The organism is Halobacteriovorax sp. JY17, from assembly GCF_002753895.1.
Lineage (GTDB): Bacteria > Bdellovibrionota > Bacteriovoracia > Bacteriovoracales > Bacteriovoracaceae > Halobacteriovorax.
On record NZ_NJER01000001.1, the window covers coordinates 1,083,449 to 1,108,170 of the forward strand.

General features: G+C 37.2%; 22 protein-coding genes. 9 read left to right on the forward strand and 13 right to left on the reverse strand.

The window, feature by feature from the left end; genetic code table 11:
• Position 1 precedes the first annotated feature (1 nt).
• The 6 genes from CES88_RS04870 to CES88_RS04895 all read right to left on the reverse strand — a co-directional run bounded on the left by CES88_RS04870 (position 2) and on the right by CES88_RS04895 (position 7,622).
• Positions 2–1,597 carry an NAD(P)H-hydrate dehydratase gene (locus CES88_RS04870; RefSeq protein WP_290731753.1) on the reverse strand — a complete coding sequence of 532 codons (1,596 nt, stop codon included), beginning with the start codon at positions 1,595–1,597 and terminating at the stop codon, positions 2–4.
• A gap of 3 nt (positions 1,598–1,600) precedes the next feature.
• Positions 1,601–2,365 carry a pyridoxine 5'-phosphate synthase gene (locus tag CES88_RS04875; RefSeq protein ID WP_290731756.1) on the reverse strand — a complete coding sequence of 255 codons (765 nt, stop codon included), beginning with the start codon at positions 2,363–2,365 and terminating at the stop codon, positions 1,601–1,603.
• A 9-nt stretch (positions 2,366–2,374) separates the two neighbouring features.
• Positions 2,375–3,739, reverse strand: coding sequence for a phosphoglucosamine mutase (gene glmM, locus CES88_RS04880; protein WP_290731759.1), 1,365 nt, complete (start codon positions 3,737–3,739; stop codon positions 2,375–2,377).
• A gap of 50 nt (positions 3,740–3,789) precedes the next feature.
• On the reverse strand, positions 3,790–4,716 hold the full coding sequence (locus tag CES88_RS04885; RefSeq protein WP_290731762.1) for a YbbR-like domain-containing protein: 927 nt from the start codon (positions 4,714–4,716) through the stop codon (positions 3,790–3,792).
• A 1-nt stretch (position 4,717) separates the two neighbouring features.
• Positions 4,718–5,524: a diadenylate cyclase CdaA gene (gene cdaA, locus CES88_RS04890; RefSeq protein WP_290731766.1), complete on the reverse strand. Its 807-nt coding sequence runs from the start codon at positions 5,522–5,524 to the stop codon at positions 4,718–4,720.
• 160 nt (positions 5,525–5,684) lie between these two features.
• A complete protein-coding gene (locus CES88_RS04895) occupies positions 5,685–7,622 on the reverse strand; it encodes a sigma 54-interacting transcriptional regulator (protein WP_290731768.1) in 1,938 nt (645 codons plus the stop codon).
• A gap of 250 nt (positions 7,623–7,872) precedes the next feature.
• Here CES88_RS04895 and CES88_RS04900 point away from each other — a divergent pair, with 250 nt between their 5' ends.
• The 4 genes from CES88_RS04900 to CES88_RS04915 are packed head-to-tail and all read left to right on the forward strand — an operon-like array spanning position 7,873 to position 11,905.
• On the forward strand, positions 7,873–8,811 hold the full coding sequence (locus CES88_RS04900; protein ID WP_290731770.1) for an adenosylmethionine decarboxylase: 939 nt from the start codon (positions 7,873–7,875) through the stop codon (positions 8,809–8,811).
• A gap of 2 nt (positions 8,812–8,813) precedes the next feature.
• Complete coding sequence (gene speE / locus CES88_RS04905) at positions 8,814–9,674, forward strand: polyamine aminopropyltransferase (protein WP_290731773.1); 861 nt, start codon at positions 8,814–8,816, stop codon at positions 9,672–9,674.
• Positions 9,667–10,128, forward strand: coding sequence for an EVE domain-containing protein (locus tag CES88_RS04910; RefSeq protein WP_290731776.1), 462 nt, complete (start codon positions 9,667–9,669; stop codon positions 10,126–10,128). The genes speE and CES88_RS04910 overlap by 8 nt, the downstream gene beginning before the upstream one ends.
• Positions 10,129–10,186: 58 nt before the next feature.
• Positions 10,187–11,905: an ATP-binding protein gene (locus CES88_RS04915; protein ID WP_290731779.1), complete on the forward strand. Its 1,719-nt coding sequence runs from the start codon at positions 10,187–10,189 to the stop codon at positions 11,903–11,905.
• A 5-nt stretch (positions 11,906–11,910) separates the two neighbouring features.
• Here CES88_RS04915 and speA read toward each other — a convergent pair whose 3' ends face one another.
• The 3 genes from speA to CES88_RS04930 all read right to left on the reverse strand — a co-directional run bounded on the left by speA (position 11,911) and on the right by CES88_RS04930 (position 15,920).
• A complete protein-coding gene (gene speA / locus CES88_RS04920) occupies positions 11,911–13,812 on the reverse strand; it encodes a biosynthetic arginine decarboxylase (protein WP_290731782.1) in 1,902 nt (633 codons plus the stop codon).
• 8 nt (positions 13,813–13,820) lie between these two features.
• Positions 13,821–14,735 carry an agmatinase gene (gene speB, locus CES88_RS04925; RefSeq protein WP_290731786.1) on the reverse strand — a complete coding sequence of 305 codons (915 nt, stop codon included), beginning with the start codon at positions 14,733–14,735 and terminating at the stop codon, positions 13,821–13,823.
• A 141-nt stretch (positions 14,736–14,876) separates the two neighbouring features.
• Positions 14,877–15,920: a M14 family zinc carboxypeptidase gene (locus tag CES88_RS04930; RefSeq protein WP_290731790.1), complete on the reverse strand. Its 1,044-nt coding sequence runs from the start codon at positions 15,918–15,920 to the stop codon at positions 14,877–14,879.
• Between the two features lie 137 nt (positions 15,921–16,057).
• On the opposite strand from CES88_RS04930, the gene CES88_RS04935 reads away from it, so the two are divergent.
• Positions 16,058–16,939 carry a hypothetical protein gene (locus CES88_RS04935; protein WP_290731792.1) on the forward strand — a complete coding sequence of 294 codons (882 nt, stop codon included), beginning with the start codon at positions 16,058–16,060 and terminating at the stop codon, positions 16,937–16,939.
• On the opposite strand, the gene CES88_RS04940 is transcribed toward CES88_RS04935, so the two are convergent.
• A complete protein-coding gene (locus CES88_RS04940) occupies positions 16,936–18,447 on the reverse strand; it encodes a phosphatidylserine/phosphatidylglycerophosphate/cardiolipin synthase family protein (protein ID WP_290731795.1) in 1,512 nt (503 codons plus the stop codon). The genes CES88_RS04935 and CES88_RS04940 overlap by 4 nt on opposite strands.
• A 203-nt stretch (positions 18,448–18,650) precedes the next feature.
• Between CES88_RS04940 and CES88_RS04945 the strand changes: the two genes are divergently transcribed.
• Both CES88_RS04945 and bfr read left to right on the forward strand, forming a co-directional pair.
• Entirely contained in the window at positions 18,651–18,836 is a 186-nt protein-coding gene (locus CES88_RS04945) for a (2Fe-2S)-binding protein (RefSeq protein ID WP_290731797.1), read from the forward strand.
• Positions 18,837–18,910: 74 nt separating this feature from the next.
• Entirely contained in the window at positions 18,911–19,381 is a 471-nt protein-coding gene (bfr, locus tag CES88_RS04950) for a bacterioferritin (RefSeq protein WP_290731800.1), read from the forward strand.
• 41 nt (positions 19,382–19,422) lie between these two features.
• Here the strand turns inward: bfr and CES88_RS04955 are convergent, their stop codons facing one another.
• Positions 19,423–19,836: a hypothetical protein gene (locus tag CES88_RS04955; protein WP_290731804.1), complete on the reverse strand. Its 414-nt coding sequence runs from the start codon at positions 19,834–19,836 to the stop codon at positions 19,423–19,425.
• Positions 19,837–19,949: 113 nt separating this feature from the next.
• Positions 19,950–22,403, reverse strand: a complete 2,454-nt coding sequence (hemH, locus tag CES88_RS04960) for a ferrochelatase (protein ID WP_290731806.1) — start codon at positions 22,401–22,403, stop codon at positions 19,950–19,952.
• A 68-nt stretch (positions 22,404–22,471) separates the two neighbouring features.
• Here hemH and queF point away from each other — a divergent pair, with 68 nt between their 5' ends.
• Both queF and tatA read left to right on the forward strand, forming a co-directional pair.
• Positions 22,472–23,014, forward strand: coding sequence for a preQ(1) synthase (gene queF, locus CES88_RS04965; protein ID WP_290731809.1), 543 nt, complete (start codon positions 22,472–22,474; stop codon positions 23,012–23,014).
• A 14-nt stretch (positions 23,015–23,028) separates the two neighbouring features.
• On the forward strand, positions 23,029–23,214 hold the full coding sequence (gene tatA / locus CES88_RS04970) for a twin-arginine translocase TatA/TatE family subunit (protein WP_290731812.1): 186 nt from the start codon (positions 23,029–23,031) through the stop codon (positions 23,212–23,214).
• 1 nt (position 23,215) lies between these two features.
• On the opposite strand, the gene CES88_RS04975 is transcribed toward tatA, so the two are convergent.
• On the reverse strand, positions 23,216–24,721 hold the full coding sequence (locus CES88_RS04975) for an SIS domain-containing protein (RefSeq protein ID WP_290731815.1): 1,506 nt from the start codon (positions 24,719–24,721) through the stop codon (positions 23,216–23,218).
• Between the last annotated feature and the right edge of the window lies 1 nt (position 24,722).

Genomic DNA, 24,722 nt, shown 5'->3' on the forward strand with positions numbered 1-24,722 from the left:
ATTAGTAAATATCTTCTTCGTTTAATTCTTGAAAGGCATCAGAGAGATGCTCGATAATTGACGTTGCCGTCATCGCTCTCACTCCGTACTTGTCCGCCGCAATTTTTCCAGCAATAGTATGGGCACCAATCCCTAAACAAATAGCTTGATAGAGTCTGCTCTTATCCATGAACATTCCACTCTTGGTTCTATCTAGTGGATTTTGAGCGAGAAGGCCTCCTAGGATTCCAGCGAGAACATCACCCGACCCACCTGTGGCCATCCCATCATTTGGATAATAATTGATAAAGACATTTCCATTAGGAAATCCTAAGAATGAACAAGGCCCTTTCATAATGAAGCAAGAATTTGTTCTATCTACAACTTCTTTTAAATAATCAATTGGTCTTTGCAAAACTTCATCAACACTTGTTCCAGTGAATTTCGCAAACTCTCCCATGTGAGGAGTGAAAATTGTTGGGTACTTTCTCGTATGTAAGAGTTCCGCATCTCTTGTTAAATCTAAAACTTTTATAGCGTCCGCGTCCACAACAACAGGGCCAGCAAATTGACTTAAAAGTTCAATAACAATTCCCCTAGTCACTTCATTTACGCCGAGCCCAGGTCCAATAACAACAGCATCGTAGCGATCAAGCTCACTGATAATACTTTCCTTATCTTTAGCATTTGATGGAATTAATCCAGTCATTACCTCAGGTAGAGAGCGCCCAGTAAGTTCGTAGTAACTATCTTTCCAAGTTGCAGCAGTCACAAGCCCTGAACCAACCTTCAACGCACTAGCAGAGGCCATAATACAAGCACCAGTTAGCCCTGGTGAACCACCGACAACAAGAGTGTGACCGAATGAATTCTTATGCGCGAATTTATTTCTCGGACCAAAAGATCCGCCGATAATTTCAGGAGTTAAAAGTGCCTTATCTCCACCAGAGAGAAGGGCCTGAGGGAAGCCAACATCTAGAGTGAGAACTTGACCAGAATGTCTTGCTCCTTCATCTATATAATGTCCAGTTTTTGGAAGTCCTATTGCTAGAGTGAAGTCCGCTCTAATTGCAACAGAACTCTTGGCTCCAATATTGGCAGTAATTCCCGAAGGAATATCAATAGCAACAGTAATACTCTTAGAATTATTTACACAATTAAAGAGCTCAAATAAATATTGAGAAAGAGGTAGTTTGAAACCAGTTCCAAGAACAGCATCAATAACGATATAGCTATCTTGTGTTTCCTCGAAGTAACTTTGAACTTGATTGATATTCTTTACTTCGTTTATTCTTACCCCGTAAGATTTTGCGAGATGTACTTGTCTTTGTTGCTCTTCACTTGATTGTTCATCATCAGGGAAGAGAATGAATGCTCTTACTCTGTATCCTCTATTGACGAGATTTCTAGAGATCGCCAGACCATCAGCTGCATTATTTCCACGTCCAACAAGCAGAACGATCTCACCTACATAATCAAGCTCATTTAGAATAGACTCTTCGATAAAGTCTGCTCCTCGAGTTCCAACGTTTTCTATAATTAGAGATTCAGTAAAGCCATATTCTTCAATAGCAATTTTTTCAATCTCTTTCATTTCATTAATATCTACAACTCTCATCTTCTAATCCTTTAGAGTATATGGGTAATCACTCATGCTAGTTAGCATATCCTTTACAACTTTTGACAGTCCATCAAATAGCGCCTGACAAATAATCCAGTGACCAATATTATATTCTTCAAATAAATTATTTTCTAATAAAGGCATCAAGCTCTGTGCAGTTAGTCCATGTCCTGCATGGCAACCTATTTTCTTTGAAGTTAGAAATACTTTTGCGTTCTTATATTGACTAATAAATTCATCATAGTTTTCATCATTTAAAAATGCTCTTGCGTAATCCCCTGTATGAACTTCTACAGCATCGATTGGCATCTCTGATGCAAGAGTTAAAGTTTCAATATCTCCCTCTAAGAACAGAGAAATTTTAATTCCTTCTACTTTTGACTTTAAATATTTACAGGTAGACATCACTTTGTCGTAATTGGCCTTAGTTTTAAGGTCTAGTCCTCCCTCAGTTGTTTTCTCTTCCCTTTTTTCAGGAACAAGACAAACCCAATTTGGAGCAGTAGCAACTGCAATCTCTACAATCTCATCATTACAACCCATTTCAAGATTTAATGGTTTTCCAAATTTCTTAGTCACTAGGTGAACAGCTTCCACATCAGTATCTTGAATATGTCTTCTATCTTCTCTTAGATGAATAGTAATCTGATCTGCGCCGTCTCTAAGAACAGTGCTAGCAGCATCTACAATACTTGGATAATTTTCTCCGCGGGCCTGTCTTAAGGTCGCAACGTGATCAATATTCACGCCTAATCTTGCTTTCATGATAATTTCCTAGCTTCCAAGTTCTTTAGATAATATTTTTACTAAATTATTACAAATCTCGTGGACTTCATCTAACTTCTCTCCCTCGACCATCACCCTTGCAAGAGGCTCAGTTCCAGAATAGCGAACAAGAATTCTTCCTCTGTCTCCGAGTGTTTTCTCCGCGGCTTTTAAGGCCTTTTGAAAGACAACGACATCTTTAAAAGGAACTTTCTCTTTCACGACAGTATTTTTTAAAAGCTGTGGGTAGAGTTTTACTTCCTTAATAATTTCTCTGATTGGATTATCATAGAATTTCATGGCCTCGATGGCCTTGAGTGCTGCAAGACATCCATCACCAGTTGTCGCGTACTCTCCAAAGATCACATGTCCAGAAGGCTCGCCTCCGAGTATACACTTATGATCGCGCATATACTCAACGATATATCTATCTCCTACTTTTGTTCTATGAAACTTAAGCCCAAGCGACTTAATATAGTTTTCAAGACCAAGGTTTGACATAACTGTACCAACGACAGTATCGCCTTTCTTAAGTTTTCCAGTATCTAATAAGAATTTAGCAAAGAGTCCAATAAGAGAGTCTCCATCTACCACTTCCCCTTCATGATCAATAACAGTCAGTCTATCCGCATCTCCGTCGAGGCATATTCCAATATCTGCTCGGTACTTCTTCACATGTTCACAGGCAAGTTCTGGGTGAAGAGATCCGCAATTAGAATTAATATTCTGCCCATTAGGATTTACTCCAAGAGTGATCACTTCCGCACCTAATTCATCGAACATCATAGGAGCTACTTTATATCCGGCTCCATTTGCACAATCGAGAACAACTCTCATATTGTCTAGCTTACAGCTATTATCCAAAGTAGATTTAACATTTACGAGATATCTACCAAAGACCTCATTTAGCCTCTTAGCATTCCCGAGTTCTCCACCAATTTTAACCGGCATGAGCTGAAGATTTAAAACGAGTTCTTCAAGCTCAAGCTCAACCTCATCAGGAAGTTTATTACCAACGGAATCAAAGATCTTAATTCCATTATCTGAATAAGTATTGTGGGAAGCACTAATCATAATCCCAGCATCTGCCCTCATTGATTCAGTCACAAATGCGACCCCTGGAGTTGGAAGAGGACCTGTCAGAATAACTTCTCCCCCCTGAGAACAAACTCCCGCGGCAAAAGCTTGCTCAAACATATAGCAGCTTAAACGCGTATCTTTCCCTACAATGATGAGTGGTTTCTTTCTCTTAGTGTGTCCTTGAAAATAGTGGGTGACCGCTCTTCCAAGTGCTGTCGCAATTTCTGGTGTCATGGGATAAATATTTGCCTTTCCGCGAATACCATCAGTACCAAAGAGTTTTCTTTCCGACATAGTTTTCCTCTTACATATGGCCACAAAAACTTTGGCCTTCAATCGATCAATTAACGATTGCTTACATTAATAGATTGGGGATTAATTTGCAAAAGATGAATACCTTCTGGAAGCTTTGCACGCAACTTAACACTATGCACCCCTTTCTCGTCTGGAACATCTGCGATCACCTGAACGCTTGATGCTGTGAGACGCACTCCTTCTGGCGCTAAAACGTCTAAAGAGACGAAGCGCGTCTTAGACTTTATGCGATTTGAGCTTGAAAGAAATCTTACCTGTACCCTTTTAAGGGTTAAGTTTGCTTTCCTAGGCTTTACAACGAATGAAAAATCTACCGGAGTAACTCTCTTGATGGAGATTCTAGGATCAACATCAACCAGAGCAATCTTCATTTCACCACTCCCCTCAAGTGTAGCGATATCAATAGGAGCTGTTTGAACTCTGGAAATTTTCCTCATCACTTCGATTGGACCAGTGATTAAAACTTCTGATGGCTCCACATTTGTTTCCATCAATTTTAAATCTCCTGCTAAAGCTCCAACGAGATTTATTTTAACAGGAACGTTCTTTCTTATTTCTTTTTGTAATTCTACTTTGAACTTATCTGGACTCACTTCCATTACTTGAACACCAAAGGGAACGGAGATGTCTTCTGGTGAAAGAAAGATATTAAAGCCACCCTTCTTCTTATATGGATAGTTCTGAAGTTTTAAAAATACATTCTCTTCTCTTTCAACCATAGTTCTAATAAAGGCCCTAGAACCTTTTATTTTTACATTTAATTTTTCAGGAGTGAGGTTTGAAACACTAAGTCCCTTTGGTGGAACTAAGTGTAGAGTCATATTATGTGTCACTTCTTGTGGCTCTGAGTTTAAAACGTAGAACCAAATAAAAACTGCGAAGAGAACACTTACAAACTTTAAAAGGTGTCTTGAATATTCGTGATTCTTCTTTAGAACCTTCTGCCAACCTTTCATTCTAGTCCTTCAACTTTATTGGTTTAAGTTTCTCATCTAATTTCTCATTAGACCAAACGTGCTTTAAGTATTGTCTAAGTTGATTCTCATTTCCACAGGCGTAGAAAGTCCCATCCAGACAAATATTGATTTTACCAGTCTCTTCACTCACAGTGACAACGATGGCATCAGATATTTCAGAAATCCCAAGAGCTGCTCTATGTCTTGTCCCTAGGTGTCTATCAATTTCAATATTATTTGAAAGAGGTAAGAAACAACCGGCAGCTGCTAACTTTCCATCTTGAATGAGTACTGCTCCGTCGTGCAGAGGAGAAGAAGATTGAAAAACGGAATAGAGAAGATCGGAATGTATCTCCGCTCCTAGCCTTGTTCCAGTTCCAACAATATTTTCTAGTCCATGACGTCTTTCAAAAACAATCAATGCACCAATTTTTTCACGACTAAGAACTCCCGCCGCTTCGACGACTTCTTCAATTTCAAGGTACTCTGATTTACTATTAAATATTCCTAAGACTTTTCGACCTGTTCCAACATTGGCAAGGGCCGAACGCAATTGATCCTGAAAGAGAATGATAAAAATAATAACAAAGTAGTCAAAGAAATGAGTAAGAATCCAGTTTAAAGAATAGAGCTTATAATAAAGCGAAACACCATAGAGTCCTAGAACTAATACTAGTCCCAACATAACTTGCAGGGCCCTCGTCCCTTGAACAATTCTTAAAATCTGATAGAGAATAATGGCCACTATGGCCATGTCCATAAGGTCTTTTATTCCTATCTGGTGATAGAGGATCTCAATGATTCCCAACGGGGTGCTCCCAATTTAAATTACTATAGTAAGGTATCGACATTAAGTGACTAAATATTGAGAATAATGTGAATAATTAGGGAAAAGAAGTCAATTGAATTATGTAAGTGGAGGCAAAAGAACTCTCCCTGAAGACTCAGAGAGAGTGTTGGATTTAAAATTAAGCTGCTTTCTTTTCTTCTACAACGTCGTCTTGAACACTTTCAAGAACACTCGAAGATTGTAGCAATTTCTTTCTAAGAGCTTCCCTAGAAATTCCCATTTCTTTGGCGGCCTTTGATTTATTACCGTTATTTCTCTTAATTTCCGCCATGATCATCTCTCTTTCGATGAGTGCGACTCTGTCTTTAAGAGGAAGTTTATAATCGGCTACATGTGGAACGTTACCAAACATTCTTCTCTTGCTAGAAATATCTAAAAGAGGTGAAGCGTTATTTTCTAAGGCAACCTCAGTAATAATATGTGCCTTTGGATTATAGAGAACCGCACGCTCTACACACTTCTTCACTTCGGCCACGTTACCTGGCCAATCGTAGTCCTTAAGTTTCTCAAGGGCCTTTGGAGAGAAGTTCTTAAGTAAAAGGCCTTGCTTCTTACATTCAACTTTTAAAAAGAAGTCAACTAGAAGATCAACATCGTCAATTCTTCTTCTTAGTGGCTCCATAAAAATGTAGGCACTTGAGAGATACTCGTAGAGTTCTCTATCAAATTCACCTTTATCAACAAGCTCTGCAAGATCTTTTGAAGAAGTTGCAATCACTCTGGCATCAATAGACATAATTGTTCCGGGGATTTTTCTATCCGTAAGAACGCTCATTAGTTTTCTCTGTTCTTTAATAGAGAGTGCTGCAATATCGTGGAAAACAATTGTCCCCCCCTTAATCTTTGCAAAGACGTTCTTATCTTCTGCTCCCCATAACTCTTCATAGAGCTTATCTCTAACTGGCTCTTCACATCTGATTACTTCAAATGCTTTTAACCCACGACAACCTTCGTGATGAATAATTTGAGCAAATAAGGACTTCCCTACACCTTTTTCTCCGTGAACAAGAAGTGGTGAATCAAGATCTTTAGTCTTAATAATTGCACTTCTAAGAGATGCAATATGAGGAGTCTTTCCGATGAGAGCATGCTTTCTATCAAATGGAGTTGAGAATCTTCTGATTTGACTCGACTCCGACATTGGATTGTAATTGTGAAATACTGAAGAAAAAACAAGAGCTAGAACTTTCATTGTCTTTTCGTCTTCAACAGTGAAACGATCCTGATTTCTCTTATTTAAAATCTGAATAACTCCAATGATCTTATCTTCTCTATTGTGAATAGGATGACAGATGATGGACTTTGTTTCATAACCAAATTGATTATCAAATTGATCATTGAATCTACTCTTATCATCTTGAATATCAATATTTAGAGCAACCCCTGTTGTAAAAACAGAACCAGCAATTCCCAGTCTATAATCAAATTTTAACTTGTCCTTATCTACTCCTAGTGCGCCAATGGCCTCTAGTTCGTTAGACTCTGGATTAATTAAGAAAATAGAAGCTCTCTGTGCATTTAGAATACGTACAACTTCTTCAAGCATCGTATCTAAGAACCCTTCTTTATCACCAAAGAATGTAATATCTTTAAAGAGAGATAAGAGAAGTGAGAACATCTCAAAACCATCACTCGCTTTTGTGTATTTTTCTTTTAGAGCAGAATCAATTAAACAATCTTTTAATCTATCTGTTGAAAAACTCATTACATAGTGTTGAAGGAATTTACTTAGCGCTCTATCCCCTTCTAACTCTAGTCCATAGATAATATCATCGTCTTCAATTGTCTCAGAAAATGCTCTAACAATTTTTCCCGTAAGGTCAATATGGTGTCTCTTAAATTGCATCGAAATCGTAAGTTCTTCTCCGACACTAATTCTCTTCTTAGTTGAAAAACCCAAACCAGTGACACTGATATCAATTAATTTTGCATCATTAATATATTCAGACTTACCAAGTTCATTTTCCTCTTCTACTAGAAAGCGCAGATCATCAGCGTCCTCTACCGGAATTCTGAATGATTGGTAGAATTTAAACTCTGAAAAGCTAGCAAGCATAATATCTCCTAATGGATTTAACTTATCCTCTTGGATTAAGTGATTTATCTCTAACTATTTCGGAAAATAGAGAAAAATACTTAAGCAATATGCCTAAAAAATGAGGCAACCTAAGTAATTTCAATCAATTACAAAAGAAATTGCTATTTTTTACTCTATTGAAGAGTTTTAAGTTACGAAAATAGCTAAAAAATGTTAATTAGAGGCTTATATATATATTTGATTTTAATACGTTTTTAAGGAGTCAGCCTTGTTCTTTGAAGGATCTGAAAAGAAGGCCGAAGTAATCGTCGATTTAGGTGGAAAGTCACTTAGAAGTATCGACCAAAGCTTTTGGAGCCAATTAGTAGCTAAGTGTGAAGCCACAATTTTATCAAAAATATCTAATGACAGTTGTGATGCTTATCTTTTAAGTGAGTCTAGTTTATTTGTTTTTGATGATAGATTTACAATTCTAACTTGTGGACAAACAATTCTTATCAATTCAATTCTCTTCTTTATAGAGAATCACGATAGAGATTGTATTTCTCAAATTATTTTTCAAAGAAAAAATGAATACTTCTCTCATCTTCAAAAAACGCACTTCTTAGACGACGTGAAGAAAATTCAAGAAATGTTTGCTGGTGTATCACTTAGGTTTGGTCATATGGACGCTCACCACAACTACCTCTTTCACTTAGATAAGGAATATCAACCAGAGAAAGATGATAAGACTTATGAAATGCTTGTCTACCATATAGCCAGTGACGTGAGTAAGAATTTAACTTCAGGGAAGTTAAATGCACAAGAAATCAGAGATCTTCTAAAGCTAGAACTACTTATTCCTGGTTTTCAAATTGACGACTTTGTCTTCCAACCTTTTGGCTATAGCTTAAATGCGATTAGTACCAATGGTGAATACCTTACGATTCATGTGACTCCACAAGAAGAGTCTAGTTACGTGAGTTTTGAATCATCAATTAATTTGGTAGAGAAGGCTTCTATCATTCTTGAGACACTTCGACCTCACGCTTTTGATTTTATGACATTTAATCCTGAAGGATTTGAAAATAACTTTGATACGATTCCTAAAATTTATCAAAATGAAACACTCGTAAGAGAAACTATTAGTTGTGGCTACAATGTAGAATTCGCTCATTTTTCAAAGAATGAAAGAGAAGTCTTTAAGGCCTATAAGATGGAGATATAAGAATGAAATCTAGTTTATGGATTGAAGAATTCCAAAGTGATCACTCTTCATACAAATTTGAAATTGAAAAAACTCTTTTCTCAGGACAGAGCGAATTCCAATCAGTTGACGTCGTTCAAACTAAGGGGCACGGAAAAATGCTTCTTAACGACGGACTTATTATGGTTACAGAGAGAGATGAATTTGCCTACCACGATATGATTGCTCACGTTCCATTATTTGTTCACCCAAATCCTAAGAACGTTCTTGTTATCGGTGGTGGAGACGGTGGTACAGCGAGAGAAGTCATCAGACATGCTAGTGTTGAAAAATGCACCATGGTTGAAATTGATAAGATGGTAGTAGACGCCTGTATTGAACATATTCCTCAAACGTCAAAGGACTTAACTGGTGACAGAGTAAACCTTATCATTGGTGACGGTGTTAAGTTTGTTAAAGAAACAAAGGAAAAGTTCGATGTTATCTTAGTTGATTCAACAGATCCAATCGGACCAGCAACTCCACTCTTTGGTACTGAATTCTACGAAGATTTAAAGAATTGTTTAACAGACGACGGAATAGTTGTTTCTCAAGGTGAGTCTCCTTGGTATCAAACAGATATTCAAAAGGGATTAATAAAAATTTTAGATAATGTCTTCAGTGATGTTTTTCTTTATACATTCTCTAATTTAACCTACCCAGGTTCTCTTTGGTCATTTACTTTTGCAACAAAGAAATACCACCCAACAAAAGACTTCAACCCAAATAGAGTTGTTGAATCTGGACTTGATTTTGATTACTACAATAAAAGCATTCATTCTGCGGCCTTCGCTCTTCCAAACTTTATTAGAAAGAATTTAGAGGGATTAATTAAGAATGACTAAAAAGTACTGGCTCATGAAAACTGAGCCCGATACTTTCTCAATTGATGATCTCTATTCTAGACCCAAGAAGACGGAGCACTGGGATGGGGTTAGAAATTATCAAGCTAGAAACTTCATGCGCGATGAAATGAAAAAAGGAGACTTAGTTCTCCTTTATCATTCCAGCTGTAAGGTTCCAGGGGTTGCAGGAATTGCAGAAGTTGTAAAAGAGTCCTACCCTGACTACACATCTTGGGACAAGAAATCAGCATACTATGACCCAAAGTCAACTTCAGAAAAACCAAGATGGTTCATGGTAGATATTAAATTTAAAAAGAAGTTTGAAACCTACCTACCTCTAACTGAACTTAAGGGAATGAAGAAACTTAAGGATATGGTCCTACTTAAGAAAGGTAGTCGCCTCTCAATTCAGCCAGTTACGAAAGAAGAGTTTGAGCATATAACTCGACTATAAATTATCTATTTTTTTACTCTGTTAATCGCTCTAGAAATTCCTTATAATGATAGAGAAAATGGAAACCAAGAGAAAACTCCTCTATATTTACTCCCTATCCCTAATTTTAGTAATTAGCACACTAGTTATTTTTGCTCGCTACGTTTTCTACTCAGAGTTTGAAACACTTGAGTATAAGAAAATTGAAATCAATAACGAAATTGTAAGAAAGGAGATCCTTAAAGACTTAGGAGAACTTAGTTTTAAGAATATAGAGTGGGCCACCAGGGAGACAAATTATCTCTTACTAAAAAATAAAGACTTTTCTAGCTTTGAGAGGAATCTAAACTTCTCAGCTCTTAGAAATCAAAATATTGACCTCCTTATTTTTGGTGGAAATAACCTCTTAGTGAAGGGCTATAATCTCGCCTCAGACCACGATGAAAGCTCAATTGGATTACAGAAAATTTCTCCCGATCTACTTAAGTTGATAAATGAGAATAAAACTATTCAGTCAGGTGAAACAGTTCTTGAAATTTTCAACTTTGGAAGTTTTGGAAGTTGGCTCATTTCCCAGAGACCTATTACAGATAGATACGCAATGGAAGCAAGTGTTGGTCGACTTATTATGGGAAAGAAACTTGATAGTTCCTACTTTAATAAGCTCAGTAGCAAGCTTGCTATCAAAGTCTTCTATAAAGGAATCGAAAGTAGTGTTCAAAGTAAAAAATATAAAGTTGATGAATTCTTAGTGACTGACTATGGTCTTGAATTAAACTCCAGAGAGTTCTTCGTTTTCTCAATCTTTCATTCACCAGAGATTCTCCTCGCTGGAAAATCAAGTTTCAGACTCTTCTTTATCACCTCATCTCTTATGATATTCTTCATTATGGGATTTACTTACTTTATTCTTCAAAGAAGTATCTTCTCCCCTATTCTCACTCTTCAACATAAAGTTTCAAATTTAGATATTAACAACCTTCAAGAAATTAAAGTAAAGAATGGAGATCACGAAATCAATGAACTCATTGGAACTATCAACTCTCTAATTGTCAGAGTGAAAAGTGATTACGAACTTCTCGTACAAAAAAGTAAACTCGAATCCCTAGGTCTTATGGCCGGAGGAATCGCCCATGAAATTAATAATCCTCTAACGATTCTTAGAAGTAATTCAAGTATTATTCTTCGAGAGCTTTCAGAGTCCAATCACCTAGTTGATAAGAAAGTCTCAGATAAACTCAAAAAGAATATAAAAACAATTGATCGAATAGCAGGGATTATTACAGGCCTTCAAAAAATTTCAAGACATTCCTCAGAAGACGAACTCGTAATAGTAAGTGCAAATTCAGTTTTAGAAAATCTAAAAGAGCTGCAAGCTGGCCTACTTGAAGATAGAAGTACTCGTGTTGAGTATAAATTCACTCCGAATGATTTAAAGTTTAAGGGATTAGAACAGCAGATTACGCAAATTCTAATTAATTTAGTTCTCAACTCTGCTCAAGCAATTGATGGGAGTGATGATAAATGGATAAGAGTTGAATTAGACCAATCACCAAGTGATATTATTTTTAGAGTTATAGATTCAGGGCTTGGCATAAATAATGAAATCCAAGGACAACTAATGGAGCCATTCTTTACCACGAAGTCTATTGGAGAAGGTACAGGTCTAGGGCTAAGTATCTGTAGAAAGATCGCCCATTTTCATAAAGGCGATCTAAACCTTATTTCAGAAAGAGAGAATACAACTTTTGAACTAACTCTTCCAAAACTTCAAGAAGAAGAAATCCAAACAGCTTAACTTCTCTAAGAGTCTAAATAAGTATAACTTCTTAAACAATCCTCGTAGAAGTCTACTAATTTAACTCCACGCCTTGGCTGGATCTTTCCTCGCGCAACTTCTCTATCTACGACCTTCTTAAGAGAGTAGGCCATGTATTGTGGATTATACTGCATTGTAGAGAGAACTTTAGCACATGACTGCCCCTGAATGACTTCCTCGATATAGAAACCACTCTCATCTTCTTCATCTCTAAAAACGTGAACTTCATTCAATCTGCCAAAGAGATTATGCATATCACCCATAACGTCTTGATAGGCTCCTGTTAGAAAAATTCCTAAGTAGTAATCTTCTTCATTAAGCTCATGAACAGGAAAAGTTGTTCTATGTCCCTCTTCATCAATGAACTTATCAATTTTACCATCACTATCGCATGTAATATCTGCGATAGAGCAATTAACGGTAGGCTTCTCATGCAGACGAGTAATCGGAACCACCGGAAGAACTTGACCGATGGCCCAGCTATCTGCGGCAGATTGAAAGACAGAGAAGTTACAAAGATACTTTGCTGAATTATCATCAATGAGAGACTGTAGTTCTTCTGGAACCTTATCTAGGCCCTCTAAAATTCCCGTTATATAATTTAAAACTCTTGTATAGATCGTCTCTATTTTAGCGCGCTCTTCTAAAGAGAGAATTCCAAGTTTAAATGCATTTAGAGCATTCTCTTTTAGTTGAACAACATCGTTATATGATTCCTGAAGTCTTCCATTTTCATGTAGGTCTTCCTCAAGCTCTCTCATATTACTTACGAAAATATGCTCTCCTGTGACTTTCTTTGTATTGTAGTCTGAAGTTGCGTCAATTTTCCCAATTACATTAGTCACTACACATGAATGGTGCGCGGTAACCGCTCTTCCTGACTCAGTCACAATATTTGGATGAGTAACACCTTCTAAATCACAAATTTGTTTTAAACTATAAATAACATCTGCAACATACTCGCTAAGAGAATAATTTGTTGAAGAGTCGTTAATTGTTCTTGTTCCGTCATAATCAACACCAAGACCACCACCAATATCAAAGTATTCTAGTGGAACACCAGCTTGAACAAGCTTTGCATAAATTCGTCCACCTTCACTGATAGCCTCTTTAAAAGATCTAATTTCAGGAATCTGAGATCCGATATGAAAGTGAAAGAGTTTAATACAATCCCCTAGCCCATTCTCTCTAAAGAGGTCTACCGCTTGAAGCATTTCAGAAACAGAGAGACCAAATTTAGCTCTCTCTCCCGATGAACCTGACCATCTTCCACAACCAGGAACACTCATTTTTCCTCTAAGGCCAATCAATGGCTCAACACCAATCTCTTTACTTAGACGAATGATTTTCTTTATTTCAGAGAACTTTTCTATAACGATAATAATCTTTCTTCCAACTTCTCTTCCTAAAAGAGCAAGTCTCATATAATCATCATCTTTATAACCATTAAGAATAGTTAAGGCCTTCTTACTATCATTCATTGCAAGCACGGCGAGAAGTTCAGGCTTACTTCCTGCTTCAAGTCCATAGTCATACTTAACACCAGCGTCGATGATTTCCTCAACAACTTCTCTCATCTGATTTACTTTTATCGGATAGACACCATAGTAACGTCCTTCATAATCATATTCTTCGATTGTCTCTCTAAAGACTTTATTAATAAGTCTCACTCTAGAGCGAAGAATATCGTGAAACCTAATTACCGCAGGAAACTTAACTCCCTGCTCTTTCATCTCTTCAATTACAGAGGCAATATCAAACTCTCCAGACTTCTTTGATTCTGTCCTAACGGTTAAATTACCAAGTGCGTTTACAGAGAAGTATCCTTCTCCCCACTGATTAATTTTATATAATTTCTTTGAGTCGTTAATTGTCCATTTCGTCATAGTACTTCCTAATTGAGAGCGATTAATAATTCTCTCACTACTTTTGCAGCAAAAACGTCACTATTTCCTGTAGGGTCAATAACAGGAGAAAGCTCCACAACATCACAACCTACAAAATTCTTTTCCATCAATATCTTAACAAATGAAATAAATGAATGAAAGTCTTCTCCCCCTGGCTCCGGTGTTCCCGTACCAGGAAAGAAGCTTGGATCAAAGTAATCGAGGTCAAACGTAAGGTAGACAGGTCTATCCTTATCTATAGCTCTCACCGCTTCTAAGAATTCATTCCTAGAAGTTTTAATAGTTCCATTCTCGTGCATCCATTCAAATTCTTCTTTAGTCCCTGAGCGAATACCGTATTGAATAAGCTCATGCCCACTCTTAAAATGATCTAGTGCTCTTCTAATTATTGAAGCATGTGAGTAGTGGTGTCCTAAATAACCATCTCTTAAATCTGCATGAGCATCTAAGTGAATGATCACGAGATCTTCGAATTGATCTAAGTAAGTCTTAATTGGAGCAAAGCTAATCGAATGCTCTCCACCAAGAGTTAGAGTTTTAACTCCATTATTTTTTAAATCAATATCTGAAAAGATTTGAAAGAATTCATCAGTGGCCTGTTGCCAATTAGCATCGGCATCTTCACTTTCACCAACGTTTAAATTTCCAAGATCGTAGAAAGAGTTTATTACGTCTGTTCCATTATTTAAGTAAGGTGAGTAATCTTCAATTCCGTCACTAATAACTCGAAGAGCATCTGGTCCGGCCTTAGTTCCCTTTCTAAAACATGCAGTTCCATCAAAGCCAAATCCGATGATATGAGTAGCATTGGAACGAAGCTCTTTCGCACCTATTGCATTGAGATAGAGTTCACTAGGATTTTGCAATTTTGGAAGTGAATCTTTAATAATTTCCTGCTTCAAAGAGAGCTCCTCTATTCAATACTTCTATTTAAAAAATTGTAGTTTCTTTGATTAATCTACCGACTAAATTACGTCAAGAGAATTAGCCGAAGTAGCTAAAAATACAAAGGTATTAGGTAAGTTTTTCAAACTAACTAAAATCTAGTTTGTTGAGCTTTTAGCATCTTCCTGAGGGAGCTTTGCGACCTCAATTTCTTTCTTCATATCGTGAAGAATGGCAGAGTGAATTGCGTCTTTAAATGTCGCCCAATACTTCTTATGCTTTCTATTATCCGAAGTAGGAAGCTCAAGCGTGTAGGTTGGAATATTTCTCTCATTACCTGCATAATTTCCAAGGCTTCCCGGAAAGAATGGATAATTTTTAATCTTATAGTCGTTGGCCATCTTACTCATTTGAACCAATAACTCCTGAGCATTTGGTACGAGCAGATGATCTCCATCATGGTGATGGGCCTGAAACTCTGGTCCATCATAATCTAAGATTGATAATGGAGCATGAACAGTGATAATTTTTGAAGGCTTATATCTCTTTATAAGATTAACTTGAAAGATCGTCTCCTGCTCACTCAAGGCCTTCGGTCCAGGATAGCGTCTCTTATCTTTTTTATATCTGCTCTCCCAAAGTCTTAGAGCATCTTTATTCCAATCTTTCGTTGGAAAATTTCTATTTACATCGACACCTCTAGCATTAGTTCTAGTCGGGCGTCTCTTAAAGAAAGAGTCAGGAGTTACAATTGGAGCAATGACAACGAGTTTATCTTTTAACTCCTCATGTCCCGGAATATAACCTTTAGTAACCTGTTCTAAGTGGTGAATGATATCGAAACAGAATTTTATTGGAGTGATCTCATCTCCGTGAACACCACAGAGAATAAGAGTCATATCTTTTGGACTATCTGATTTTTGTAATTCTTCGCTTCCGTACACTGTCCAAATAATTGGGTCTCCACGAAAAGACTTTCTTACGTTCTTCCAGTGGATATTCTTGCAGCGACTTCTTCCCCAGCCCCAATGTCTAAACTTCCCCTCAACCTTATCGCAAAAATTATTCACTGCTTGATTTTGAGGAACCTTCTCCCAAAGTGGAACAATTGGAGCAAGGGGAACTTTTTCTTTTGGTATATCTACGATAACTTTTTTAACTTCTTCTTTTGAATCCACAGATGTTTCGGTCTTTTCTATCAAAGAGCACCCAAAAAGCAGGCTAAATAATACTAAAGGAATATAAACTCTTGTCATTCTCTTCTCGATTCTTGTGGTAAAATATGTCTTATTATAGCCTTTTAATAACACTAAAAATACCCTTTTTGGGGAGCATAGCTATGAAAATACTCGTAATTTCAAAGAGTCGTCAACTTTATTCAAGTAAGCGCCTGCTTGAGGAAGCAGTTTCCCTTGGTCTTGAGACAAAGCACTTAGATATTTACGAATCGAGTCATTGGCGCGAGAACGAAACGAGCTCAGCAGCCGTAGTATTCAATAGATATTCCGGTATTTTATACGATGATTTTGACCTGCAGCTCTGCCAATCCTGGAAAAATAAAGGCTCACTCATTCTAAACCCGATACCAGAGCTACAAATTTTTAGAGATAAACTCTCCAGTCACGTTTTCCTAAATAACCTTGAAGTTAACTGTGTCCCAACCAGAGCGATAAGAGGAGCTGTCACAAGAGAGAACCTAGACTCTATTATTGACTTCACTCCCTCAGATTCCTCATTTGAAAATGAGTACATCATTAAACCCACTCGTAGCAACAAAGGCCTTGGAATGAGTCTCTGTAGAGGAATGGACTCTCTCTACACCCAACTTGAAAGCTACTATCATTTTAAAGATCAGAGGTTTATTATTCAGCCACGACTCAGAGGCGTCAGAGAATATAGAATTTTCTTCGTTGGACAGAAAATTATCGGAGCTTTTGAAAAACATTCCAAGAGACAAGATGAGTTCAGGCTAAATGCTGAGCGCAGTGAATGCTTTTCCATACGCCCACAAGACCTAAGCCCAGAGCTCACAAGCTTCTTTCAAACCATTCGAAGAAACACTAATCTCTTCTATGGGGGAATTGATATTCTTGAAACAGAGGACCAACACTTTCTCTTAGAAGTTAATCCGTGTCCTGGTTTTGAAATGCTTGAGAAGGTATGCGAGATAAATGTCGCAAAAGAATTGATTACAAGAGTTCATCAAAATATTGTGAACTAGAGAATAAAGTCGAAGAGATTTGATGGGCCCTTTAATAAATAATAGAGGGCCTTCTTACCAAAGCCTACGCGGTAGAATAGACTCTCATCTACTGAATCGGGATCATTTTCTAAATCTTTCTTTTGAATAAGAATTGAGTCTGTCTCTCTCTGCTTGATATCTTCGCTTAAAGCATCGGCAAGTTCCTTATTTCCATCACAAAAGAAAGCAAGCTCAGCAGAGAAGTTGTAACTTCTAGGATCAAAATTAAAAGAACCAATCATAAGAGAGTCTTCATCAAAGACTGCTGACTTTGCATGAGTTCCCCATCTACCATTTTGAACTTCAGTATTTATTGTCTGATAATCTGTTTGAGTATCGCCACCATAGAGATAGATATCCATCCCACTACTAAGCCAATCATTTGCAATTGAATTAAATGCCGCCGAAACATAGATAGCATCGGTACTATAGAGATAATTTGTTAAAAGAGTTGTCTTCACCCCACGGGAGAGAGCGTCTTTTAAAATTTCTTCAGTCTCTTTATTGACGATGAAATATGGACTCTCAATTTGAAGAGATGTCTTACTATTATTAATTCTCTTATAAATTTCTTTCTTGAGTATTCTCTTTGTTTTCCCAGTATCGTGGGAAAGAGGTCTATCTGAAACAAAGCTTGCGCTAGAACAAGTTCCATAATACTGCTCTGGCGCTTGTATTAGAGATAGGTTTCTAATCTGTTCTCTCAAATCACTCTTTTCATTCTTTAGTGAGACAAAATTTTCTGCGAATGAAACTTTTTTCTTCCATGCTCTTAAATCATTTTTAAACTGAATGAGTCCTCTAGAAGAACCTCTTGAATTTCTTCTATATTTTAAATCATACTTAGCTGGCATTTTATCTCTAGTAACTTCCTCAGACTCTTGTGACGTCCAAATACTTTCAAAGCTCAATGTTACTGCATCAACAAGATCACCTTCAATCCATACATCCCTATCAACAAAATTATATTCTGGACTTAAATCAAAGTACTCATCGCCAATATTTCTTCCACCAATAATTGTTTCTCTATGATCGATAGTCATTGATTTCTTATGATTTCTCCACTGAGCTTCAATGAATCGATAAAGCGGAGTTGGATTATAATACTTAACTTCAATTCCCTCTTTTCTCATCTCATGTGCTATGAAGTAATTAAAGTCCTTTGCTCCTACAAACGTATCAATGAGAAGTCTTATCTTAACACCCTCTCTAGCTTTTTTGATGAGGGCGTGAGTTAGGAGCTGACCAGAATCATCAACTCTCCAAATAAATGTTTCCATATCTATGGTCTTAGTGGCCTTCTCAATAAGCTCAAGCCTCTTTTCAAGAGCGCTATAACCGTCATTTAAGATAAGTATTTTTTGAGAATTTTGGGAATGAACATCGAATTCGCTATCACTTAGGTCGAGACCACCTGAACTTCCATAAGAAATATGACAGAGAAGAAAGAAGGTGAATATGGCCCGAGGGATTAATTGTAAAAACATAGTGGAGCATTTATATCAATATGACTCAACGCACACAAGCAAGTGTGAAATCCTTACAATTGGAAGCAATGCAAAATCAATAACTTATTCAGTCATCAAAATAAAGTTTGACCTGTCCAACTTTTACATAGTATTATAAACAAGTGTTAAGTTAATTAAAGGTTCGTCCGAATAATTAACAGGAATTTAACTGGTAGAAAACTATGTACATCTGCATCTGCAAAGGCATTACGGAAGAACAGCTCGAACAGGCCATCAAGCCTGACGCGAAGCCGTCGGACATTCTGAAAGACCTTGGAGTTGGTGATAGCTGTGGAATCTGTCTGATTGATGCAATTGAGAAAATGACTCTTAAAAAGACTGCTGGTCTACAAGAGAAGAAAAAATAATATCTCCATTGCCCCTCTTTATCCCCTTCTTTATAATATCTCTATAAATTAATTAACTCATTAAAGGAATCCATATGAAAGGTGATAAGGAAATTATCGAAGCTCTAAACAATGTTTTGGCCAATGAATTAACTGCCATCAACCAGTACTTTCTTCACGCTAGAATGCTAGAAGATTGGGGCCTAGAGAAACTTGGTAAGTTAGAGTACGATGCTTCAATAGACGAGATGAAACATGCCGATCAAATAATCAAGAGAATTCTCTTTCTAGAAGGGCTTCCAAACCTTCAAAAACTTAATAGACTTAAAATTGGTCAAAACATTGAAGAGCTTATCGCTTCAGATCTAGAGGTCGAGTATAAGGCAGTTCCAGAACTTAGAGAGTATATTTCTCTTTGCGAAAAGAAGCAGGACTATGTCACAAGAGATATCTTAAAAGGTATTTTAGATAGTGAAGAAGAACATATTGACTGGCTTGAAACACAGCAAGGTTTAATTCAAAAAGTTGGAATCCAAAATTTCATCCAATCACAAATTTCAGAATAAAAATTTTAAAATAGGCCCCACAATTTGGGGCCTTTCTCATTTTAGTATTCTAGAGAAAATGAAGCGTGAAGAACTTCTTTCTTACTATCGATTAAATATCCATTCACATCAAAGTAAAGAACATTGATAACAGTTTTCTTCTTACCAATCATTATTGAGTTCGAAGTAAAGTCTTCATTGAAGTTCTTTGAAGTTATTAATTTGATAGAGTTAGTATTAGTAGTCTCTAGTTCAGATGTTTGAAGTTCTCCATTTTCGATAAAACTTGTGAAAACTTTAACAAAAACTGTTTCTGGATGTGAGTTGAAAAAGTAAGTTTCAACACTACAACCACCACCGTGCCCAGGAATGATACAAGTAAATTCCACTTGAACATCAGGAGTAATATGCTGATTTAACGAAGCAAATGCTGAGAGAGAAGTTAACATTAGTACAGATACGATTAGATTTTTCATCGAATTCTCCAAGGTAAGGTTTTTCACAATAACTGCCACATGGAGTACCGCAAATGATCCCTAGAGTAAAGGTAAAGATGCAGAAACTAGGCTGAGGCCCGAAGGCCTCACGATTAAATCGCTTCGTTAGGTTTTTTTAGAAGAGAAACTAAAATTATTGGGATTATTAAAAATGCTGATCCATAGAAGTACGGAGAGCTCGAACCGTACTTCCAGTAAATAATAGAAGCAATTATTGGTCCAATTACTCGTGCAAGGGCGCCGAGAGATCTAAAAATTCCAATACTATGTCCCTGCTGTGCCGCAGGAGTATAAAGGGAAACAAGTGAAGTAAGACATGGAATCGCCATACTAGATCCTGTTGCTAAGAAGAAAAGTCCTACATAAAGAAGAAAGTTCGATGAGGCGTAACCAATCGCCACAAGGCCAGGAATTAAGCAAATAAGTCCTATCAAAGCGACTTTTCGCTCACCCATTTGTCCTGCTTTTCTTCTAACAAAACCACCCTGAACAAGCGCTATCACAAACCCGATGAAGATAAACATATAGGCGTTATCCATCGATGAGTATCCCAGTCTTTCTACTGCCAAGAAAGTTAGCGTGAACTCCATTCCAGAGAAGGCCATAAGAAATAGAAAGTGAGAGAAGTTTGTTAAGTTCACTCCTTCAAATGGAAGTGGTTTAAAAAGTTGTAATGGATTAAAAGTTCTCTCACTAGTATGAACCTTTCCTCTCTTTTCTTCTGGAAGAGACTCTTTAAAGTTTCTAGCTAAGAAGAATAAGTTGAACGCGCTTAGAACAAATGCAATTGCTGCGGCCATTGAAAATGGATTTACACCGTATTCAGTTAGAGCAGGATAGCTGGCTGTTAAATCAAAGAGTGACATAATCCCACCCATGGCCGGTCCAATGATAAATCCCAGAGCAAAGGCAATACCAATAGTTGCCATTCCCTTCGATCGATTTCCTTTTGAAGTGACATCGGCAACTACTGCAGTAGCCGTTGAAATATTTCCTCCCATAATTCCCCCAACAAGGCGAGCGAGAATCAGAGTTGTAAATGAGCCTGAAAAGAACCACATAATATAACTCACAGCTAGGCCAAATACAGAGACAAGAAGAACGGGTCTTCGCCCTATCCTATCAGAGATTCTCCCCCATACAGGAGCAGCAATAAATTGTAGAAATGAGTAAAGTGCCCCAAGAGCACCACCAAATAGAACAATGGAAGATAGCTTCCCAGCCCCACCTGTGGCAGTAAGAGTTTCAATTCCACTAAAAATGAGATTTAAAAAGTAATTATCTCCATCCACTTTTATATAGTGCTCTGCTAGCGCTGGAAATAGAGGGAAGATAATTGAAAAACCAACGAGGTCTAGAAAGAGAGTTAAGAAAACGATCTTTAAAGAACTTTTAGCATTATCACTAAATGGCTCTGACTTCATTGTAGGCTTTTCCATAAATTTATAATCCTCTTTTTTCATATAGTGAAAGTCTTGGGCCTTAATATCTCCCGATCCTTCACATTGATTGACAACAAAGCTCGCGAAGTCTTCGCACCACTTATCATCGTCGTTTAAACATTCAATGAATTGAATATTACCACCTAACTCTCTCGCCTCTTCAGCTAGCTCAGTAGCAATTTCATCAGTTGTCTCTAAGCAATCGGCAACAAAGCTTGGACAATAGACAGCAATATTCTTATTTCCTTTTCTAATCTGCTCTTCCATCACATCTTCCGTATACGGAGTGAGCCACTCTTCAGATCCAAAGCGAGACTGAAAAGTAATGAGAATATTTTCAGCAGCAATTTCAAAAACTCTATTCTTTAAAAGAAGATAGGTTTCAAAGCAGTGCTTATAGTAGAGATCATTCTTATAGAGAACTCTCCTCTTAGGAATTCCATGAAAAGAAATAATTAAAACATCACTTTCATTTCCTGACACTTTAAACCCTTTTAAGAATTTATCAATTTGCAGGACAGAGTTATCAATGAAGGCATTGGAGCGATGAAAGTTTGTAAGAAATTTAAAAGGAGGAATCTGCACTCTCTTTTTAAGAACTCCAAAGAAACCGTCCATACCAGAAGCAATTGTACTTTCTGAGTATTGAGGAAACATGGGAATAATTAAAAGCTCAGTTGCTGCGCCCTCTGCACCAACCTCAACTTCTCTCTCCCACTGATCCCACACATCTGCGACCGTTGGTTTTGAAAGAAGAAAGGCGTACTCCACTTCAACTTTATCTGAGGTTATCTTTTGGCTAACTTTTTCAGTAAAAGAAATTGTATTATCTATTAGTGGAAAGCTCTTACCATTCCAAATTCTAGAATAGAGCTTTGCCGAGCGGGCCGGACGAAATGGAATAACAAAGAGATTTAAGATAATTTTCCAAAGTAGTGGATTGATGTCCACAACCCTTGGGTCACCCAGAAATTCCTTTAAGAATGCCCTCACATCACGAACCTTAGGAGACTTGGGAGATCCAAGCTGAACAAAGACAACCTTAGTTTTTCTATGCCCAAGTGAATCAGCTGGACCTAGAAAGTTTTCAATTTTACCTGTCATATTTTCACATCTTTTTGACTATTTAGAGCGCATAATGTACCTGATTTATAAGATAAGGGGAAGTCCAGATGGCAAAAGTAAAAGCAAAGAAGAAAGTAGTAAGTATCAAACAAGGACGCGCAGCAAAAGAATTAGAAAACTTCGCGCTCGGAGAGGCGAATACACAATACTCAATGACGTACGCTCCAGAGGTTCTAGAGGCCTTCGATAATAAAAATCCGGGCAGTGATGCTTGGACTACCTTTCTATGCACAGAGTTCACTAGCCTCTGTCCTAAGACCGCTCAGCCCGACTTTGCGAGAATCTATATCAATTACATTGCTGACAAGAAGATGGTTGAGAGTAAATCTCTTAAACTCTACCTATTTAGCTTTCGTAATCACGGTGACTTTCACGAAGATTGCATACAGAAAATTTGCGATGACCTAGCGAAACTCATGAAACCCAAGTATATTGAAGTGATAGGAGAATTTACTCCACGTGGTGGAATTGCAATCTACCCTTATTCGAGCTACTCAAATAGTAAGCCACTTTATAAGAGCATTAAGGCGAAGAGATTTGCGGAGTATTCTCCAGGTAAGTACACAATGGATATGTCTAAGATTTATTAGGCGAAGGATAGAAAATGGGATTTGGTGTCGGTGAAAGTTTAGTCATTCTCGCAGTTGTTCTCTTGCTCTTTGGAGGAAAACGCTTACCTCAGCTTGGTAGCTCTCTTGGAAAGGCCATTCAAAACTTTAAGAAAGGAATGGACGACGGAGACGACTCAAAGAAAGATGATAAAGAAGACGAAAAGAAAATTTCAAAGTAATTTATAATAGGCTCTCTAGAGTTTTTAAAACTAGAGGGTCATCTTTCTTTACCTCTTCCATCACTTCAAATAATTTATAACAAACCTCTTCATAACTCTTTTCAATTCCGCGCTCACTTAAGAGAATTAAAATATAGCGAATCGTCCTATCAATTAATTTATTATTACTTGGCCTAACCCAAGTCATAATATTGCTTTCATAGCGTCCTAACCGTCCCATCACTAAAGTCGAGTGAGTATTTAAGAGAACTTTTAAAATTAGGTGAATACTTAAAAGATCATTTTTCTCAAACCGTATATTTTCTTCTAAATCTTCAAATCGAAATTTTAAACTCTCGTCTATGAGCTCAATTCTAAAGATATGCTGCTCACCAGAACAATAAGATTTTCTCTTTTCAATATTTCTAGCAGAAATATCAAAACCATATAGCCTCTCAATACTTGTAAGCTCTTTGGTTTCAATCCACTCTAGACAGCGAGGAGTTCTGTCTAAGAGAGAGGTCCAAGCTCTTTGAACTTCAAGCTCTCCCTCTAAAGATAAGTAACATAGAGAATACTGCTTAGGCCTTGATTCAACATTTCTTTCAAATGGAAGAAGACTAAATGTAGGAGATCTCTCAGTTGTATCCGTAAGAACGCTAATTCCTAAAAGATCACAGGTAGAATAAACCACTCCATCATTTCTCTTATAGACTTCACTTTCTCTTTCAATAAATTTCTTAAGAAAACTAAAATCAATTTCTTCAAACTTATCTTTTAATTTTTGCACCCAATTCACATCAAAGTTAAATAAGGCCTGTCCCGCAACAAGCATTTGAATAGTACTTGCCTGCATTCTCGTACTTCCAGCAAGAACCATCTCTCCAACGCATAGGTTGAGCTTTTTAATTTTTCTATTCTCTATGACTTCACGTGAGCGCTCAACTGTTTGACAGAGGACTTCATCAGGGTTGCAATAGAGAAAGTATGGAGCAGAGTTAGCAACTTCACTTGCTGCATTTACGGCCCCTATAACAAAAGGAGTCTCTCCTCCCTCTGTAATCGCGAGCAGAAGATCATTTTCATTGAAACCTAATTCTTCTAATTGTCTCTTTCCAAATTCTGGGTGATCTTCAAAATTCTCAATTGAATGAATTAAGGCCACATCACCACCGGCCATGAAAGAGATCACCCTTCCCTTTTCTTTGCCACTCTTATTCCAAATAGTCTCTAGCGCAAGAGAGAGTCTTCCCGTTGCACCACAACCACAGAGAAAAATTCTCCCCCCAAGCTGTAAAGCTTTCTGAACATCTTCTGTGAGCTCTTTAATTTTAGATTGCTTACTAAGAGCTATATTTAATAAATTAATTTCAATTTCTTTGATTATTTCTAGTGCTTGATCTAAATGACTTTGACTCAAAGAGGAGAGATTCTTAGTCTTAGGATGTGATTTTTCAGTAGGTAATTCACCTAACTTGAACTTATCTGAAATATCCAGAAAACTCTGGGCCTTAGCTTTGTGGGCCATA